Below are 18501 nucleotides of genomic sequence, written 5' to 3'. Positions count from 1 at the left end.
GGGCGGCGGGCTCTGCACGGCGGGCGACACTTAGTCTTCGGCCAGCACGACGATCTGGTCGCGCGCCTCGAAGGTGATCTTCTCGCGCTTGAGGGTGTTGAGCTTGACCCCGTAACCCTGCTCCTTGTCGTTGGCCAGGGCCACGCGGCGATAGCCGATGGCCGTTTCGCCACGCTGGGCGGCAGCCTCGATCAGGGTGTAGAAGTCCACCGGCACCCCGGGTTTGACGTAGTCGCTGATCGGCCGGATGTAGATCTCCGAGCCCTCGGAGCTGAACAGCACGCGGAACACCCGCTCCAGCCCCTTGTTCTCCGACAGCTGCGACAGCATCAGGCTGACCAGCTTGTCGCTGACGATGTAGTCGTCGGCCTTGGCCACCTCGGCCAGGGCGCGGTTACGCAGATCCATCATCTCGCTGACGATGGCCAGCGGCTTGCCGCTCTGCTCGGCGATGCTGCGCAGGTGCAGCAGGGAGATCAGGGTCTTGGCGTCGGCCTCCTGCATCGGCAGGTGGGTGTAGCTGAGCAGGATGATGTGGTTGAACTCGCTGACGCGCAGGGCGTTGATCACCGCGCGGCTGGTGATGTCGCTGGCGGAGAACTTCAGGCCCTGGTTCTGCAGGCGCTTGGCCAGGGCCTGGCCTTCCTCGCGGGCGCCTTCGCACTGGGCCACCACCACCACTTCCGAACCGGGCGCCACATAGTTGTCCAGCTCGCGGATGATCGCCGCGGCCTTCTCGTTCCAGCCGAGGATCAGGGTGCGCTCGGGCTGCGGCTCGCTGCGCGCGCCCTGCACTATCACGCGTTTGTCCGGCGTGGTGGGTGCCTCTGCGGCCAGCACCAGGGTGTCGTCGTCCTCGCTGATGGCGATCACCAGGTCGCCCTGGCCCATGCGGGTGTCCATCGGCGGGTTGATCAGCGGCTCGCCGTCGGCGCGCATGATGCCCATCACCGCCGAGTCTTCGTAGGCCACCAGGACTTCGCGGAAGGTCTTGCCGAGCAGCGCCGGCTCTTCCTTGAAGTAGATCTCCGCGCCGTCGAAATCCAGCAGCTCGGTGTACACCACCGACAGCCCGGACTGCCGGCAGGTCTGCGCGGTGACGCGGGCGATCAGGTCTTCGCCCTGGACGAACAGCGCCTCGTCGCCGCCGACCAGGGCCGCCGCCTCGAGGTTCCGCGCATGACGGATCTCCGCGACTATGTGGTACGGCTCGGCCTTGCGGTTGGGGTTGTTGGTCAGCGCCAGCACGCTCTTGATCACGTAGATATCCGGATTGTCGATCTCCGGCGCCAGCACGATGACCGAACGCGCGCTGTGCGGGTCGACCACTTCCAGGTCATCCAGATCCAGCGGGTCGCCACGGCGGCAGATGATCCGCGTGTTGCCGGTGCTGGGGAACTTGGCGCGGATGTCGTCTTCCATCTCCACCTTGTCGCGGTCGGCGAGGATGACGATGCGCGGCTGCTTCTGGTTTTCGTTGGCGATCAGCAGTTCGCCGATGATCGAGTAGACCTTGCTCGACCAGCCAAGGATCAGCGTGTGCTGGCTCTCGATCACCCGCGAGCGGCCCTTGCGCAGCTCGGCCAGGCGCGCTTCCAGGCCGGAGGTGATGGTGCCGATGAGGATACTGACGATGAAGATGCCGCTGAGGGTGACCAGCAGCATCAGCGCGCGCAGGTGCCAGCCCTGGTCGCCGGCCAGGTTGCCGCTGTCGATGGCGTGCATCAGGCTCTGCCAGGCGCCTTCGGCGAAGCCCAGCTGGCTGGCTGGATCGCTCGGGTCGCTGCTCACGTGCAGGAGCATCAGCAGGGCGGTGGCCAGCGCCACCACCAGGGAGGAGACCAGGCCGAGCCAGCCGATGATGGCGATCGGCCCCTTGGACAAGGTGTTCTCGAAGCGATAGCGCAGTTGATCGCGCCAGGTAATGCTCTGGTGTGGCATGTCTGCCCCCTCCCTGGGATGACGTCTGCAGACGACTGACTGCAGTGCGCCCGACTCTAACAGCCGGGCGCGCCGGGCGAAACATGCGGTTACAGGCATTGCCAAACGTCGCCCATGAAAAAGCCCGCCAGGTGGCGGGCTTGTTCACAACGCTGGCGCTCAGGCGTTGGCCGGGCGCAGCGAGTAGCTCTTGAGCTGGTCAGCGAACTCGCGCAGCGACTGGATGCCGCTGGCCTCGGCCTCGTGCACCCACTGCTTGATCGCTTCGAGCATGTCGTGGCCGTTGCTGCTGGTCTTGACCCAGATCTGCTGCAGGGCGATGCGCTTCTCGTAGATCACCTTGAGTGCCTGGCTCTGCTCGAGCATGGCGGCGATGCGCGCCTGGTGGCTCTCGTCGAGCAGGCTGGTCTCGCGCGACAGCAGACGCTTGGCGCGGCGGAACAGGTGGCGCACCGATTCGTCGGCCTTGGCCAGTTCCTGCTTGACCAGCGGCGCGATGACCAGCTTGCGGTACTGCGCCATGATCTGGAAGCGGTTGTTGAGGATGGCCATGGCGGTATCCATGTCCAGGCTGTGCTTGCCTTCCACGCGGTGGGCGATGGGCGCCACGCGCTGCACCTTGGCCAGGCGCAGGAAGCTGAACAGCTGGATCCAGGCCCAGCCCATGTCGAATTCCCACTTCTTCACCGACAGCTTGGCGCTGTTGGGGTAGGTGTGGTGGTTGTTGTGCAGCTCTTCACCGCCGATCAGGATGCCCCAGGGCACCAGGTTGGTGGCGGCGTCGCGGCACTCGAAGTTGCGGTAGCCGACGGCATGGCCGAGGCCGTTGATCACGCCGGCGGCCCATACCGGGATCCACATCATCTGGATCGCCCAGATGGTGATGCCGGCGGCGCCGAACAGGGCCAGGTCGATGATCGCCATCAGCACGATGCCACCGGTAGGGAAGCGGCTGTAGACGTTGCGTTCGATCCAGTCTTCCGGGCAGTTCTTGCCGTAGATGCGCAGGGTGTCCTGGTTCTTCGCCTCTTCCTGGTACAGCTCGGCGCCTTTGCGCAGCACGGTACTCAGGCCCTTGATCACCGGGCTGTGCGGGTCATCCTCGGTTTCACATTTGGCGTGGTGCTTGCGGTGGATGGCTGTCCACTCGCGGGTGTTCTGGCCAGTGCTGATCCACAGCCAGAAACGGAAGAAGTGCTTGAGCGCGGGGTGCAGCTCCAGCGCGCGATGCGCCGAGTAGCGGTGCAGATAGACGGTGACGCTGACGATGGTGATGTGGGTCATCACCAGGGTCACGGCGATGAGTTGCCAGACCGACAGATCGAGAAAGCCGTTGTACCACATGGAAGGTGTTGCCTCGCAGGGATGTAGACGTCGGCCCGAACCACGAGCCTGTGGGCATTATCCTTATGCGCCTGGATAAAACCAGCAAAGTGTTGGTTTGAGCTTACACTTGTACTGCACGCCTATAATGCGGGCTCGCCCCGTCCTCCGCCATAGCCGGCCAGCGGGAAATCACCGCCAACGCCGCCCTGGCGTGTATCTGCGAGTTACAACCACCGGCTCACGCCAGCAGCACTGCAGCCCGGGTCTGACCTGGCGCAGCGCTGCGCCCGATCCAGCCCCCGGCTGAACAGCTGCGGCATGGCATGGCTCAGAGCTTGGCGATCGACACCTCGGTGGATTTGACGAAGGCAATCACTTCGCTGCCCACGCCCAGCTCCAGCTCGCGCACGGAACGGGTGGTGATCACCGAGGTGACGATGCCGGCAGCGGTCTGCACGTCGATTTCCGACAGCACGTCGCCTTCGACGATTTCCTTGATGGTGCCTTTGAACTGGTTGCGGACGTTGATGGCTTTGATGGTCATGGTGGTGCTCCTTGGCTTGGGTTTACAGGTTTTGGTGAACCGGTTTGAAGCTAGCGAGCTAGAGCGAGACAAGGCAGAAATGGCCGAGGGCGCGGAGTTTACGGGCGGTAAATGAGCAAGCCCGAGGCCATTTCTAACGCGGTATCGCCGACGCGCAGCAGCTTCAAACAGGTTCAAAGGGCCCAGCGCAACTGCGTGGGCAGGGGTGAAACGGGTTCCGGCTGGGGCGGCAGTTCGGGCAGCGCCAGCACGCGGTTGAGTACTTCGGCTTCCAGTGCGGCCAGGCGCGCCGAGCCGCGCTGACGCGGACGCGGCAGCTCGACCGGCAGATCGAGGCCGACCTCGCCGTCTTCGATCAGGATCACCCGGTCGGCGATGGCCACGGCCTCGCTGACATCGTGGGTGACCAGCAGCACGGTAAAACCATGCTGCTGCCACAAGCGCTCGATCAGCTGCTGCATCTCGATACGGGTCAGCGCATCCAGGGCGCCGAGCGGCTCGTCGAGCAGCAGCAGGCGCGGCTGGTGGATCAAGGCACGGGCCAGGGCCACGCGCTGCTTCTGCCCACCGGACAGGGCCGCCGGCCATTCATTGGCGCGGTCGGCCAGGCCGACCGCAGCCAGTGCTTCGCGCGCTTTGGGTTTCCAGTTGCCGGACAGGCCGAGGCCGACGTTGTCGATCACCCGCTTCCACGGCAGCAGGCGCGAGTCCTGGAACATCAGCCGGGTGTCTTCGCGGGCGGCAGACAACGGCCCCTTGCCGGCCAGCAGTTGGCCGCTACTCGGCGCATCCAGCCCGGCCAGCAGGCGCAGCAGGGTGCTCTTGCCGCAACCGCTGCGGCCGACCACGGCGACGAACTGGCCGGCCGGGATATGCAGGTCGATATCGTTCAGCACCTGACGCTCACCGAACGCTTTGCGGATACCTTCGATGGCCAGGGGAATACCCTGGCGAATGCTGTGCAGGGCAGTCATTGCGCACCTGCCTTGGCCTGGTAGGCCGGGTGCCAGCGCAGCCACACGCGCTCCAGGCCGCGGGCGGCGACATCCGCCAGCTTGCCGAGTACCGCGTAGAGCAGGATTGCCAGCACCACCACGTCGGTCTGCAGGAACTCGCGGGCGTTCATCGCCAGGTAGCCGATGCCGCTGCTGGCGGAAATCGTCTCGGCGACGATCAGGGTGAGCCACATGAAGCCGAGGGCGAAACGCACGCCAACCAGGATCGACGGCAGCGCGCCGGGCAGGATCACCTGCCAGAACAGGGCGAACCCTTTCAGGCCGTAGCTGCGCGCCATCTCCACCAGCGCCGGGTCGACGTTGCGGATGCCGTGGTAGGTGTTGAGGTAGATCGGGAACAGAGTGCCGAGGGCGACCAGGAAGATCTTCGCGCTCTCGTCGATGCCGAACCACAGGATCACCAGCGGGATCAGCGCCAGGTGCGGCACGTTGCGGATCATCTGCACCGAGCTGTCGAGCAGGCGCTCGCCCCATTTCGACAGGCCGGTGATGAAGCCCAGGGCCAGGCCGATGCCGCCGCCGATGGCGAAGCCGATGCTGGCGCGCCAGCCGCTGATGGCCAGGTGGTGCCAGATTTCGCCGCTTTGCAGCAGCGCCCAGCCGGCCTCGATCACCGCACTGGGTGCCGGTAGGATGCGGGTGGACAGCAAACCGGCGACCACGGCGATCTGCCAGATCGCCAGCAGGGTCAGCGGCAGGGCCCAGGGCGCCAGGCGCAGGCCGATTTTGTGTAGCTTTTGCGTCGACATGCTCAACGCTCCTTTTTATATTCGTGATACGTCAGGCTCTCGCCTGGTCAACTTCCCTCACCCCTGGCCCCTCTCCCAGGGGGAGAGGGGAATCTGGGCGCCGCGCGGATCACTCCCTCTCCCCTTGGGAGAGGGCTGGGGTGAGGGTCTATGGGTCAACTCGCCGAAGCGGCCCTAGGCAGAATGTCGTTGGCCACCATCTCGCCGAACGGACTGACATAGCCGCGGCCTTCCGGCACCTGCGGACGGTTGACGTCCAGGTGCGGGAACAGCAGCTCGGCGACCCGGTACGACTCTTCCAGGTGCGGGTAGCCGGAGAAGATGAAGGTGTCGATGCCGAGGTCGGCGTATTCCTTGACCCGCGCGGCCACGGTCGGGCCATCGCCGACCAGCGCGGTACCCGCGCCGCCACGCACCAGGCCGACCCCGGCCCAGAGGTTGGGGCTGACTTCCAGGTTGTCCTTGCTGCCGCCGTGCAAGGCGGCCATGCGCTGCTGGCCGACCGAGTCGAAGCGCGCCAGGGAAGCCTGGGCGCGGGCGATGGTGTCGTCGTCGACATGGGAAATCAGCTTGTCGGCGGCGGCCCAGGCCTCTGCGTTGGTCTCGCGCACTATCACGTGCAGGCGGATGCCGAAGCGCACTGCGCGGCCCTGGGCAGCGGCTTTCGCGCGCACCTGGGCGATCTTCTCGGCCACTGCAGCGGGCGGCTCGCCCCAGGTCAGGTACAGCTCGACCTGCTCGGCAGCGAGGTCTTGCGCGGCATCCGAGGAGCCACCGAAATACAGCGGCGGACGCGGCTGCTGGATCGGTGGGTAGAGCAATTTGGCACCCTTCACCTGGATATGCTTGCCGTCGTAGTCGACCACTTCGCCTTCGAGCACGCGGCGCCAGATGCGGGTGAACTCCACCGAGGCTTCGTAGCGTTCGGCGTGGGAGAGGTTGAGGCCATCGCCGGCCAGTTCGTCAGGATCACCACCGGTTACCAGGTTGAACAGCGCGCGGCCGTTGGACAGGCGATCCAGGGTCGCGGCCTGGCGCGCGGCGACCGTCGGGGAAATGATCCCGGGGCGCAGGGCGACCAGGAATTTCAGGCGTTGCGTCACCGGGATCAGCGAAGCGGCCACCAGCCAGGAGTCCTCGCAGGAGCGCCCGGTGGGAATCAGCACACCGCCAAAACCGAGGCGGTCGGCGGCCTGGGCGATCTGCTGCAGGTAGCCGTGGTCGACGGCGCGGGCGCCTTCGCTGGTGCCGAGGTACTTGCCGTCGCCGTGGGTGGGCAGGAACCAGAAAATGTTCAGACTCATGGAGTGGTCTCCTTTCTTTTTACTCCCCTCTCCCTATGGGAGAGGGGCGGGGGTGAGGGTAGAGAGCGCAGCACAATTGCCAGCCCCCTCATCCGGCGCTACGCGCCACCTTCTCCCGGTGGGAGAAGGGGCAGGCTTTACTGCTGGGCCAGCTTGGCTGGCGGCGTCCAGATCACGTCCTTGATGCTGAGCTTCTTGGGGATCAGCTTGAGGTCGGTGAAGGTGTCGGCGATCTTCTGCTGGGCAGCGACCACGTCCGGGGTGATCAGCTGCGCGCCGTAGCCCTGGCGCTCGACGGCCTGGCGGGTGATTTCCGGCGACAGGCCGATCAGCGGCGCGACCTGGGCGGTGGCTTCGTCGACGTTGCCTTTCACCCATTCACCAACCCCGCGGATTTCCTCGATCAGCACGTTGATCACCTGCGGGTTCTTGCCGGCGTAGGTGCGGGTGGCCAGGTAGAACTGGTGGTTGTCGACCAGGCCCGAGCCATCACGCAGGCTGCGCGCCTGCAGCTGGTGTTCGGCGGCGGACTGGAAGGGATCCCAGATCACCCAGGCATCGACGCTGCCACGCTCGAAAGCGGCGCGGGCATCGGCAGGCGGCAGGTACACGGGCTGGATGTCGCTGTATTTCAGGCCGGCATCTTCCAGGGCGCGCACCAGCAGGTAGTGCACGTTGGAGCCCTTGTTCAGGGCGACTTTCTTGCCCTTGAGCTCAGCCACCGATTTGATCGACGAAGTCTTCGGCACCAGGATCGCCTCGCCGGTGGGGGCTGGCGGCTCATGGGCCACATAGAGCAGGTCGGCACCGGCGGCCTGGGCGAATACCGGCGGGGTTTCGCCCGTCACGCCAAAGTCCACCGAGCCGACGTTGAGGCCTTCGAGCAGCTGCGGGCCGCCCGGGAACTCAGTCCATTTCACATCCACGCCCTGCTCGGCCAGACGCTTCTCCAGCGTGCCCTTGGCCTTGAGCAGCACCAGGGTGCCGTATTTCTGGTAACCGATACGCAGGGTCTCGGCTTGAGCTTGAGTGATGGCGCCGAACGAGATGGCCGCGGCAAACAGGGCGACCAGGCTCCGACGCAAAGTAATGGTGCGCATGGCGCTCTCCTTTGCTGTGGTTTCTTGGTTGGCTACCTGCTTGCCCGTTGGCGGGCGAGTAAGGCGGGGTATTACGGGTACCGCGTTGGTTCAAATACTCCAGCGGGCATTCACCAGCCGGTCGTTCAGCAACTGCGGGTCGAGCGGTTGCGGGCGACGGGCCAGGGCGGCGAGCAGGTGCTCCACCGACTCGTCCAGGCGCTCGACCAGCTCGCTGTCCAGTTGCGCTGGCTGGTCGCCTTGCGCATAAGCGATTTGTTTATCCACGGCGAACACCCCGGCCAGCATTTCCTGGGCCTTGAGTGCCGCCAGTACCGGCTTCAGCGCGTAGTCCACGGCCAGCAGGTGTGCCGGGCTGCCACCACTGGCCAGCGGCAGGATCACCTTGTGCGCCAGGGCACGCTCCGGCAGCAGGTCGAGCAGCACCTTCAACGCGCCGGTGATCGACGCCTTGTACACCGGCGTCGCCACCACCAGGCCGTCGGCACTGGCCACCACCGCTTGCAACTGCTGCACCGCCGCACTTTCGAAACGGGCAAACAGCAGGTCGTCAGCCGGGAAGTCGCGCACCCGCAGCAGGGTCACTTCGACCTGGTGCTCGCGCAGGCGCTGGCTGACATGTTCCAGCAGCACTTCGGTGCGCGAACGCTCCGAGGGGCTGCCGGACAGCAGGACTACATGCATGACCGGCCCTTACTTGTTCGGCTGCGGGGTCAGGCGCAGGTAGGGTTTGACCGCACGGTAGCCCAGCGGGAAGCGCTGCCTGATCTCGTCCTCGTCCTTCAGCGACGGCACGATCACCACTTCATCGCCATCCACCCAGTTGGCCGGGGTGGCGACCTTGTGGCTGTCGGTCAGCTGCAGGGAGTCGATCACCCGCAGGATCTCGTTGAAGTTGCGCCCGGTGCTGGCCGGGTAGGTGATGATCAGGCGCACCTTCTTGTTCGGGTCGATGATGAACAGCGAGCGCACGGTCAGGGTGTCGTTGGCGTTGGGGTGGATCAGGTCGTAGAGGTCGGAGACCTTGCGATCGGCGTCGGCGATGATCGGGAAGTTGACCCGGGTGCTCTGGGTTTCGTTGATATCGTCGATCCAGCGCAGGTGCGAGTCGACCGGGTCGACCGACAGGGCGATGGCCTTGACCCCGCGCTTGGCGAAGTCATCCTTGAGCTTGGCGGTGAAGCCCAGCTCGGTGGTGCATACCGGGGTGAAGTCGGCCGGGTGGGAGAACAGCACGCCCCAGCTGTTGCCCAGCCACTCGTGGAAGCGGATGCGGCCCTCACTGGAGTCCTGCTCGAAGTCGGGGGCGATGTCGCCCAGGCGAATGCTCATGCTGCTGCTCCTTTAGCGGTTCGTTGCGTGGGGCCCACTATGCTTAGAAGCGATGCAAAATAAAAAGAATAAATAACAATTTATTTATAACTTTACGATCTATGCGAGGCGTCCGCCGCCGGAATCGGTACCCGCAGAAAAACCTGACCGATGGAATAAGTACTGAACTAATAATTCCTTCAAAGAATAAAAACGGCCTTCTATAGTCGCTCCGATCAACCATCCCAAGGACGCCCGATGAAACGCCTACTGCCCTCCTCCCTGCTGGCCGCCGGCCTGCTGCTGGCCTCCAACGCCCAGGCGGCAAGCCTGCTGAATGTCTCCTACGACGTGATGCGCGACTTCTACAAGGACTACAACGCCGCCTTCCAGAAACACTGGCAGGCCGAAGGCGGCGCGCCACTGCAGATCCAGATGTCCCACGGCGGCTCGAGCAAGCAGGCACGCGCGGTGATCGACGGCCTGCCCGCCGACGTGATCACCATGAACATGGCCACCGACATCAACGCCCTCGCCGACAACGGCGGCCTGGTGCCGAAAGACTGGGCCGCCCGCCTGCCAGATAACAGTGCGCCGTTCACCTCGGCCACCGTGTTCATCGTGCGCAAGGGCAACCCCAAGGGCCTGAAGGACTGGCCGGATCTGCTCAAGAGCGGCGTGCAGGTGGTCGTGCCCAACCCGAAGACCTCGGGTAACGGCCGCTACACCTACCTGTCGGCCTGGGGCTACGTGCTGGAGAAGGGTGGCGACGAGAAGGCCGCCAAGGACTTCGTCGGCAAGCTGTTCAAGCAGGCACCGGTGCTCGACACCGGTGGCCGCGCCGCCACTACCACCTTTATCCAGAACCAGATCGGCGACGTGCTGGTGACCTTCGAGAACGAGGCCGAGATGATCGCCCGCGAATTCGGCCGCGGCAGCTTCGAAGTGGTCTATCCGAGCGTCTCCGCCGAGGCCGAGCCACCGGTTGCGGTGGTCGACAAGGTGGTCGACAAGAAGGGCACCCGCAAGGAGGCCGAAGCCTACCTGAAGTACCTGTGGTCGGACGAAGGCCAGCGCATCGCTGCCAACAACTACCTGCGCCCGCGCAACCCGGCGATCCTCGCCGAGTTCGCCGACCGCTTCCCCAAGGTCACCTTCTTCAACGTGGTGAAGACCTTCGGCGACTGGCCGCAGATCCAGAGTACCCACTTCAAGGATGGTGGGGTGTTCGACCAGATCTATACCGCGCAGTAAGGCCCCCGAAACCCAAGAAGCCCGGCCAATGCCGGGCTTCTTGCTATGGGCCTGCAGAGGCCGGGCGGGATAGCCGGCCTCAGCGATATGACGGGCAGGGCCGCGCGGCCGAGTGCGGTGTTTTGTCCAGCGTCTACTAGATTGATGAAGGCCCCAGAGAAACGCTCCCCCGCCGCAGTGAACAGTTGTTTGGCGAAGGTTTCCGCCCGGGCCGGACAGGTGCAGCCGTAGCACCCCCGTAAGCCTGGATTCGGCGGCTCTTTGGATGCTCCAGAAATCGCTCGACCATGACGAGTTTTCCGGCGATGCGCAGCTCATGCGCGGCCTGGCTCGCCTGCGCACCCTAGTCATCTCGTCCGCGCTGCTGTGGCTGGCCGTCGTGGCCGTGCTCGCCTGGCTACATGGCCGGCGCCAGCTGGAGGCTGATGTCGCCGAGCTTGCCGTGCAAACGAACCAGTACCGCGACTCGGCATTGCGCATCGCCAGCCAGAACTTCCTCGAGATGAGCAAGATCACCGCATTGCTCACCGTGCGCGCCGACGTGCTCGCCATTGCCGAAAAGTACAGCGCTCTCGGCCACGACTTTGCTGACCTGGCCCTGCCGCAGCGTCTTGCGCTGCTCAAGGATGACGCCCAGGTGCGCTCGACCAGTGCGGGTCTGCTGGAGATCGTCGACGACCTGCGCTATGACCTGATTTTCGTCGAGGATCGCTTCGGCAACATCATCGCCAGCAGCGATGCGGCAAAACAGGTTTCCATGCTGGGGCTGTACTCCGGCGATCGCCCCTATTTCCTGGAGGCGATGCAGAACGCCAAAGGCTCGATGTTCTCCGTCGGGCGCACGGCCCGAAAACTGGGCCTGAATTTCAGCTCGCGGATCGACAACGGCGCAGGCGCAGCAATCGGGGTGGTCGTGGCCCGGCTGCCCGTGGAGCGTTTTGTCGAGCACCTGTCGCGCGAGGGCTACCAGTTCATCATTATCGATAGCTACGGCATGATCGTGGCGTCGGGAGACCCCGACCTGGTTCTCCAGCATGTCGGGCCTCTGTCGCCCAGGCGCCCCGATGACGACCTGCTGAAAAGCTATTACCACCAGGATCACCTGCAGACGATCAACCTGGCGCGCTACGAAGGTCGGCTGCATGACCTGCACTGGGTGCTCAACGGCAAACCCATCCTGCTCAGCATGGCCAAGCTGGGCAATCAGGGCTACCAGCTCGGGGTCTTCAGCAGTCTCCGCAAGAAGAGCGAAATCGACCGTGCCTACCTCCTCATCGGCGCGCTCGTGGGGCTCATGGGTATTCCCGTCGGCATCGCCCTGTATTTCCTCTTTGCCGCGCAGATGCGGCGGGCCGCTGCCGGACGGCGCCTGCGGGCAGTCAATGCGCTTCTGGCGCATGCCAATGAAGAGAAGAACCGCTACCTCGGCATTGCCGCCCACGATCTGCGCAATCCCCTCAGCTCCTTGCGCGGGCTAAGCCAGCTGATGCTCGAAATGCAGCTGCCGGAGGAGCAGAAGCATCAGTTCGTCAATGTCATTCACCGCACCAGCGACGAGCTGCTCAACCTCGTCAACGACCTGCTGGATGTGTCCAATATCGAGGCCGGGAAAATTGCCCTCTCGCTGGCGCCGGTCGATCTGCCCGCTCTCGTCCGCGAGCGCCTCGCCCACCTGCTGCCCCAGGCCGAGCAGAAGCAGATCCGTATCGAGTTCATCGCCAGCGACATCGCGGCGCTACCCGTGGACAAGAGTCGCTTCGGCCAGGTCATCGACAACCTCATCAGCAATGCCATCAAGTTCTCTCCGCCCGGCACGGTCGTCACCGTGCGTGTCGCGGACAGAAACGATGGCGTGGAGTTTGCGGTCGAGGATCAGGGGCCGGGCATCAGCGAAGCGGATCGCGAGCACTTGTTCAAAAGCTTCCAGAAGCTGAGTGCCAAGCCGACAGCCGGAGAAAAAAGCACAGGCCTGGGCCTTTCGATCGTCAAGAGCATCGTCGAGGCCCATGGCGGGCACATCGACGTCGAGAGCCCGCCGGAAGGCGGGGCCCGTTTCGTTGTACTTCTGCCGAATTTCCGTAGCACTGCCGTGGAGGCCTGATTCACCATGAAGAACGTCAGGACACTCATAGCGGACGACGAGGATCATATCCGCCTGTTCGTGAAGACCATGCTCATCGGCATGGGCTGTGATGTCGTCGCCGAGGCGCGTAACGGCCAGGAGGCCATCGAGCTGTTCGAGCAGCACCACCCGGATCTCGTTCTGCTCGACATCAACATGCCGGTTCTCGACGGGCGCGCGGCCCTGCAGGCCCTGCGAACGCGCTCCGAAGAGGTGACGATCATCATGCTGTCCTCCCTGGCTGGGGCCGAAGTGGTCGAGGACTGCCTCAATGCCGGGGCGGATTATCAGCTGCGCAAGGACTTGCCGCTGGCAGATCTGCGCCGCGAGATCGAGCAGGTCTGGGACTCCCGAGCGGATGGGCTGGCGCCGTGAAATACGACCTCGGACAGATGCTTGAAGACATTCGGCGGGACGAGGCCCTGGCAACGCCGGCTTCCAACCGAAACATCCTGAGCCAGGAGCAGATCCGCAAACTGGCTGCGTCCCGGAGGCGCCGCGGGGGCACGGCTCCTGCCACGCCAGAGACGACACCGGAGCAAGGAAAAAATGAGCGCGATTGCTAACCCCGGCTTCGTCGTGCGCATGCTGGAACTCGGCCTGGTCGAGCGGGACGAAGTACGGCGCCTGATGGGTGGCGAAGAAGATGCCCTGCCGCTGGTGCGGCATATGCTGGCCGTCAATCGGCTGCCGCAACAGGAATGCCTGATGGCCTGGGCGGAAGGCTTCGGCCATACCTGGATCGACCTGGGCGCGACGCTGGTGGATCCCTCCGCGCTGTCGCGCCTGCCGCGCGACATCGCGGAAAGCCAGTGCGTCATGCCGGTCTACCAGCTCGGCGACAAGGTCACCGTGGTCATTGCCAACCCCGACGACAGGGCGCTGGTGGCGCGGGTCGAGGCGATCATCAAGACCCCGATCAGCCTCGTCGTGGCACTGCCGGAAGTGATCGCTGAAGCGGTGCAACTCAACTACCCCAGCGCGACGGATATTGCTGACCTCGAGTCGTCGGCACTGCAGACGGACAAATTGCGCAAGGCCGAGGAGGACATCAATGCCGCCGCCAAGTCGGCAGAAATCATCCGTCTCACCGAGGCCCTGATAACCCTGGCGATCAGGGAGCGCGCCAGCGATATCCATATCTCGCCCCGGGAAACCGATGCCGCCGTGCGCTTTCGCGTCGACGGGATAATGGCGACGCGTTTCGTGCTGGCGCACACGGTTCAGCAGCGCGTGGCGGCACGCATCAAGGTGCTGGCCAAGATGGACATTGCCGAGCGGCGGCTGCCGCAGGATGGGCGCCTCAGTATCGATCTGCCGACCCGGCGGGTGGAGTTCAGGGTGTCATCCGTGCCCAGCCTGTTCGGTGAGAACCTGGTGCTGCGCATCATTGCGACCTCGTCCGGACGCGATATTCCGAAGCTGCGCGACCTCGATTTCGGCGCGGACAACCTGCGCACCCTGGAGACCATGCTGGCTCGGCGCGCCGGCCTGATCCTGGTCGTCGGACCGACCGGTGCCGGCAAGACCACCACCCTGTTTTCGGCCCTCAACAGCCTGGATGCCACACAGCAGAACATCCTCACCGTCGAGGAGCCGGTCGAGTACGTCTTGCCCGGCGCGACCCAGGTGGCGGTCAATCGGGGGGTTGGCCTCGGTTTCGTCGAAGTGTTGCGGGCCTTCGTGCGGCAGGATCCGGACGTCATCCTGATCGGCGAGATTCGTGACCACGAGACGCTGACGATCGGCTTCGAAGCGGCACTGACTGGCCATCTGGTGCTGGCATCGATTCATGGCAACAACACGATGCAGTCGATCATCCGCCTGCGCCAGCTCGGCGCACAGGACGAATGGCTGGCTACCGCGCTGCTGGGCGTCGTCGCGCAAAGGATTGTCCGCCGCATCTGCCCCGCATGCCGGACGCCCTACACGCCCTCACAGGAAGAGCTTTCTCGATACTTCGAGTTCAAGGGCAACCCCGAGGTCAGCTTCTACCGGGGCACCGGATGCGAGAAGTGCCAACATACCGGGTACAAGGGCCGGATCGCGATCCATGAGGTGGTAGAGCTCCTGCCCGAACTTCAGGATCTGGTGATTTCCGGCGCCCGGCCCTCGGAAATTTCCGCAACAGCCTCACGCCTGGGACTGCGCTCGTTGCGCTATGACGGACTCAAGAAAGTCCTGCGGGGCATGACAACCATCGACGAACTGGACAAGGAAATCCCGGCCTGAGCAGAGCAGCTCTACCTGCACAGCGGCCTGGGTCGATAGACCGGTTGCAGGCTCTGAATGGCGGGCTATGGAGGCGCTGGGCCCCACTCGCGAGCGTTCTTTGCCGGTAGCGCCACCGCCAGTCGTACGGGTTCCCAGCGGCAAAAAAATGCCGGGCCCAGGGCCCGGCAAATAGCTTCCACCTATAGAAGTCGTGACTGCCGGGCAGGCACCTGGCCTGCCCGGGATCTGCCTCAGAGAATCGGCAGGGTGTAGCTGACGATCAGACGGTTCTCGTCGCCGTCGGCGGTGCTGGTGTTGCCGCGCAGGCTGGCGTTGCGCCAGGAGAAACCGAGGCCCTTGAGGGCGCCGTCCTGCAGGGTGTAGTCGACGCGCAGGTCGCGTTCCCATTCCTTCTTGTCGCCGTCGGCGCTGTCGATGTTGTCGCCGGACAGGTAGGTCAGGGTGGTCTTCAGGCCCGGTACGCCGAGCTTGGCGAAGTCGTAGCCGTACTCGGCCAGCCAGGTGCGCTCGCCGGCGCTGAGGAACTTGCCGATCTGGCGGTCGGTGATCAGGTAGGCGGTGGCACCATCACCCTGGTTCAGGTAGGGGAAGTTGCTGTCGCCTTCGACCTGCTGGTAACCGGCGCTGAACGCGTGGCCGCCGAGGGTGTAGGTGAACAGGGCGCTCCAGGTGTCGTTGTCCACCTCACCCTTGGTGATGCCCTTGCCCTTGCTGTTCAGGCCGTAGTAACCGGTGCTGGCATAACCTTCGGCCACGCCGGCGGCGCTGTCGTTCTTGCCGTCGGCGTCGCTCTTGAAGTAGCGCAGGTCGGACTTCAGCGCGCCCGGGCCGATGGCCAGGTTGTGGGTCAGGCCGAGGAAGTGCTGGCGGTAGAACTCGTTCAGCTCACCGTAGTAGTACTGCGCCAGCAGATCCTTGGTGATCTTGTAGTCGGCACCACCGTAGTAGAACTTGTTGCTGAACTGGCCGGTCTTGGCGTTGTTGGCGCCACCGATCGACAGGCCTTCGCTGCTGCTCGAGCTACGACCCTTGGCATGTTCCAGCTGACCGCCGATCAGGGTCAGGTTGTCGATTTCGTTGGAAGTGATCTGGCCGCCTTCGAAGGTCTGCGGCAGCAGGCGGCCGTCGTTGAAGGTGACCACCGGCAGCTTCGGTTGCAGGGTGCCGATGCGGCCTTCGGTCTTCGACAGGCGCACTTTGCCGGTCAGGCCCAGGCTGCTGAAGTCATCCACCGCGCGGCCATCGCTGTCGGTGGGGAACACGGTGCCGCCGTACTTGCTGGAGTCCGGGTTGTAGTGGCGCCCCTTGCCGGAGTCGAGCTTGACCCCGAGCAGGCCGATGGCATCCACGCCGACGCCGACGGTGCCTTCGGTGAACCCGGAGATGTAGTTGAACTGGAAGCCCTGGCCCCATTCTTCCTGGGTGTTGGCGTCAGTGTTGCGGGTGTCCTGGTTGATATAGAAGTTGCGCAGGCCGAGGGTGGCCTTGCTGTCTTCGATGAAACCAGCGGCGCCGGCCTGTTGGGCGAGTACGCCGAGGGTCACGGCCAGGGCCAGGGTGGACTTGTTCATGCTCGATGCTCCAGATGCTGTTCTTGTGTCTTGTAGGCTGGGGCTCGAGCCGGTGTTCTAGGTACCGTGCTGCTGAGAGAGGGGAGCCCCGTGATCGGGCTCGGTGCGGTGGTCCGCTGTCGGCTTGGTGGGCAATCTAGGGGATTTCTCTAATACCTAAAAGGAATTGTTTTTTACATACATAAAACTTAAACGAATATGAAACAATCTCCTGCCCACCGCCCCCATTCGTCGCCCACTGGGCGCCGAGGCCTCCCGCACAAGGCGCGCGGCGCCGCTCTGGACTAGGGTTGTGCGCTCAGCCATGTCGCGCCAGGAGGGCCTGCCATGAATCAGGATCGTCGCGTCACCCTGTTCCACGCCCCCAACAGCCGCTCCACCGGCGTCGTGATCCTGCTCGAGGAGCTGCACGCCGACTACCGCACGCGGCTGCTCAGCCTCAAGCAGGGCCAGCAGCGGCAGGCGGCCTACCTGGAGCTCAATCCGATGGGCAAGGTGCCGGCGCTGCTGCACGGCAATTGTCTGGTCACCGAGCAGGTAGCGCTGTTCATCTACCTCAGCGATCTCTACCCGGAAGCCGGCCTGACGCCCGCCATCGGCGATCCGCAACGCGGCGCCTGGCTGCGTTGGCTGGCCTTCTACGGCTCCTGCTTCGAGCCGGCCCTGAGCGACCGCGCCCGCCAGGTGGCGCCCGCACCACAGATGCAGTGCCCCTATGGCGATTACGACAGCATGCTGGCCACCCTCACCGGGCAGCTGGAGAAGGGCCCCTACCTGCTCGGCGAGCGCCTGAGCAGCGCCGACCTGCTCTGGGGCATTGCCCTGCGCTGGACGGTCGGCTTCGGCCTGGTGCCCGAGCTGCCGGTGATCAAGGCTTATGTCGAACGCCTGGCGGCGCGACCCTCGGTGGCCCGGGCGGCGGAGCTGGATGCGCGGTGGCAGGCCGAGCTGGGCGACTGAAGTTCCTCGCATGGCCAGCCGTAGGGCGAGTGAAACCGCATTGGTGGCGACGCGGATTTCACCCGCCCAGTGGCAGAGCGTCAGGAGGCCAGCAGCTGGCGCAACTGCTCGCGCTGCTGCGGGCTGAACAGCGCCAGCTGACGCTCGATCAGGGCCAGCTGCACACTGGCGCTGGGCAGATTGAGGTGTTCCGGCAGAATTTCCGTGGCACTGCTGACCAGCAGGGCGAAGTGGATGACGTTCTCCAGCTCGCGGGTGTTGCCCGGCCAGGCATACAGCTCCAGCACCTGCTGGGCGGCCGCGCCGATCTGCGGGATGGCCAGGCCCAGGCGCTGGGCATAGAGGCCGAGGAAGTATTCAGCCAGCGGCAGGATGTCGCCCGGCCGTTCGCGCAGCGCCGGCAACTCCAGGCGGCCCTCGTTGAGATAGAGGTAGAGGCGCTCGTTGAACTTGCCGGCGGCCACGGCCTGGGCCAGGTCGATGCTGGTGGCGGCCACCAGGCGCACATCCACCGGGGTTGCCTGCTGCGCACCGAGGCGCAGCACCTCGCGGTTCTCCAGGGCGGCCAGCAGCTTGCCCTGCAGGCTCAGCGGCAGGTCGCCGATCTCGTCCAGGTAGAGGGTGCCGCCATTGGCCGAACCGAACCAGCCGGCACGGCTGCTGGCAGCGCCGGCATAGGCGCCGGCGGCATGGCCGAACAGCTCGGCCTCGCCCCAGTTGGGGCTGATCGCGCCGCAGTTGACCGCGACGAACAGGCCGCCACGCTCGCTCTCGCGGTGCACGTGGCGGGCCAGCAGCTCCTTGCCGGTACCAGTCTCGCCGAGGATCAGCAGCGCCTGGCTGCCGCTGGCCAGATCCTGCACCTGCTGGCGCAGCAGGCGCGAACGCGGATCGACGAACACCAGCGCCTTGGCACGGATGCTCAGCGGGCTCTTGTCGGCATCGGGGAAGGTCAGCAGCGGCTGACCGGGATGGGGGGGATGGCTCATTCTTTACTCCTGACCGAGCCACCCTGCGGGGCCCGGCGCTAACGACTCGGCAATGCGCGGTAACGGCGCGCCATTCGCC

16 protein-coding genes are annotated in these 18501 nt (G+C 64.9%); 5 read left to right on the top strand and 11 right to left on the bottom strand.

The annotated features are described in order from the left end of the window. Positions 1-30: 30 nt before the first annotated feature. The 9 genes from A9179_RS01390 to A9179_RS01350 form a co-directional block, all read right to left on the bottom strand. Positions 31-1941, bottom strand: a complete 1911-nt coding sequence (locus A9179_RS01390; RefSeq protein ID WP_187804076.1) for a CASTOR/POLLUX-related putative ion channel — start codon at positions 1939-1941, stop codon at positions 31-33. Positions 1942-2100: 159 nt separating this feature from the next. Further along, entirely contained in the window at positions 2101-3285 is a 1185-nt protein-coding gene (gene desA / locus A9179_RS01385) for a delta-9 fatty acid desaturase DesA (protein WP_187804075.1), read from the bottom strand. A 310-nt stretch (positions 3286-3595) separates the two neighbouring features. Beyond that, positions 3596-3811 carry a TOBE domain-containing protein gene (locus A9179_RS01380; protein WP_013793202.1) on the bottom strand — a complete coding sequence of 72 codons (216 nt, stop codon included), beginning with the start codon at positions 3809-3811 and terminating at the stop codon, positions 3596-3598. A 173-nt stretch (positions 3812-3984) separates the two neighbouring features. Then, complete coding sequence (gene ssuB / locus A9179_RS01375; protein ID WP_187804074.1) at positions 3985-4785, bottom strand: aliphatic sulfonates ABC transporter ATP-binding protein; 801 nt, start codon at positions 4783-4785, stop codon at positions 3985-3987. Continuing rightward, the gene (gene ssuC, locus A9179_RS01370; protein ID WP_187804073.1) at positions 4782-5576 is read right to left on the bottom strand and encodes an aliphatic sulfonate ABC transporter permease SsuC; all 795 of its coding nucleotides are present in this window, start codon (positions 5574-5576) and stop codon (positions 4782-4784) included. Before ssuC ends, ssuB begins: the two co-directional genes overlap by 4 nt. 155 nt (positions 5577-5731) lie before the next feature. Then, a complete protein-coding gene (ssuD, locus tag A9179_RS01365) occupies positions 5732-6880 on the bottom strand; it encodes an FMNH2-dependent alkanesulfonate monooxygenase (RefSeq protein WP_187804072.1) in 1149 nt (382 codons plus the stop codon). 137 nt (positions 6881-7017) lie between these two features. After that, positions 7018-7980, bottom strand: a complete 963-nt coding sequence (locus A9179_RS01360) for a sulfonate ABC transporter substrate-binding protein (protein WP_187804071.1) — start codon at positions 7978-7980, stop codon at positions 7018-7020. A gap of 90 nt (positions 7981-8070) precedes the next feature. After that, on the bottom strand, positions 8071-8664 hold the full coding sequence (gene ssuE, locus A9179_RS01355) for an NADPH-dependent FMN reductase (protein ID WP_187804070.1): 594 nt from the start codon (positions 8662-8664) through the stop codon (positions 8071-8073). Between the two features lie 9 nt (positions 8665-8673). Next, entirely contained in the window at positions 8674-9312 is a 639-nt protein-coding gene (locus A9179_RS01350; RefSeq protein WP_187804069.1) for a peroxiredoxin, read from the bottom strand. 237 nt (positions 9313-9549) lie between these two features. Here A9179_RS01350 and A9179_RS01345 point away from each other — a divergent pair, with 237 nt between their 5' ends. From A9179_RS01345 to A9179_RS01330, 4 genes are all read left to right on the top strand, one after another. Continuing rightward, positions 9550-10545: a sulfate ABC transporter substrate-binding protein gene (locus A9179_RS01345; protein WP_187804068.1), complete on the top strand. Its 996-nt coding sequence runs from the start codon at positions 9550-9552 to the stop codon at positions 10543-10545. Between the two features lie 265 nt (positions 10546-10810). Beyond that, positions 10811-12646, top strand: coding sequence for a sensor histidine kinase (locus A9179_RS01340; RefSeq protein WP_187804067.1), 1836 nt, complete (start codon positions 10811-10813; stop codon positions 12644-12646). A 6-nt stretch (positions 12647-12652) separates the two neighbouring features. Next, complete coding sequence (locus tag A9179_RS01335) at positions 12653-13042, top strand: response regulator (RefSeq protein WP_187804066.1); 390 nt, start codon at positions 12653-12655, stop codon at positions 13040-13042. Positions 13043-13216: 174 nt separating this feature from the next. Further along, complete coding sequence (locus tag A9179_RS01330; protein ID WP_187804065.1) at positions 13217-14899, top strand: GspE/PulE family protein; 1683 nt, start codon at positions 13217-13219, stop codon at positions 14897-14899. Between the two features lie 233 nt (positions 14900-15132). On the opposite strand, the gene A9179_RS01325 is transcribed toward A9179_RS01330, so the two are convergent. Beyond that, positions 15133-16473, bottom strand: coding sequence for an OprD family porin (locus A9179_RS01325; RefSeq protein ID WP_187804064.1), 1341 nt, complete (start codon positions 16471-16473; stop codon positions 15133-15135). Positions 16474-16800: 327 nt separating this feature from the next. Here A9179_RS01325 and A9179_RS01320 point away from each other — a divergent pair, with 327 nt between their 5' ends. Then, positions 16801-17433 carry a glutathione S-transferase family protein gene (locus A9179_RS01320; RefSeq protein ID WP_187804063.1) on the top strand — a complete coding sequence of 211 codons (633 nt, stop codon included), beginning with the start codon at positions 16801-16803 and terminating at the stop codon, positions 17431-17433. Positions 17434-17513: 80 nt separating this feature from the next. On the opposite strand, the gene A9179_RS01315 is transcribed toward A9179_RS01320, so the two are convergent. Next, positions 17514-18422 carry a sigma 54-interacting transcriptional regulator gene (locus A9179_RS01315; RefSeq protein ID WP_187804062.1) on the bottom strand — a complete coding sequence of 303 codons (909 nt, stop codon included), beginning with the start codon at positions 18420-18422 and terminating at the stop codon, positions 17514-17516. Positions 18423-18501: the final 79 nt, after the last annotated feature.

Source organism: Pseudomonas alcaligenes, from assembly GCF_014490745.1.
In the GTDB taxonomy this organism is placed as follows: domain Bacteria; phylum Pseudomonadota; class Gammaproteobacteria; order Pseudomonadales; family Pseudomonadaceae; genus Aquipseudomonas; species Aquipseudomonas alcaligenes_C.
This window is presented reverse-complemented; position numbering and strand designations above follow the sequence as displayed.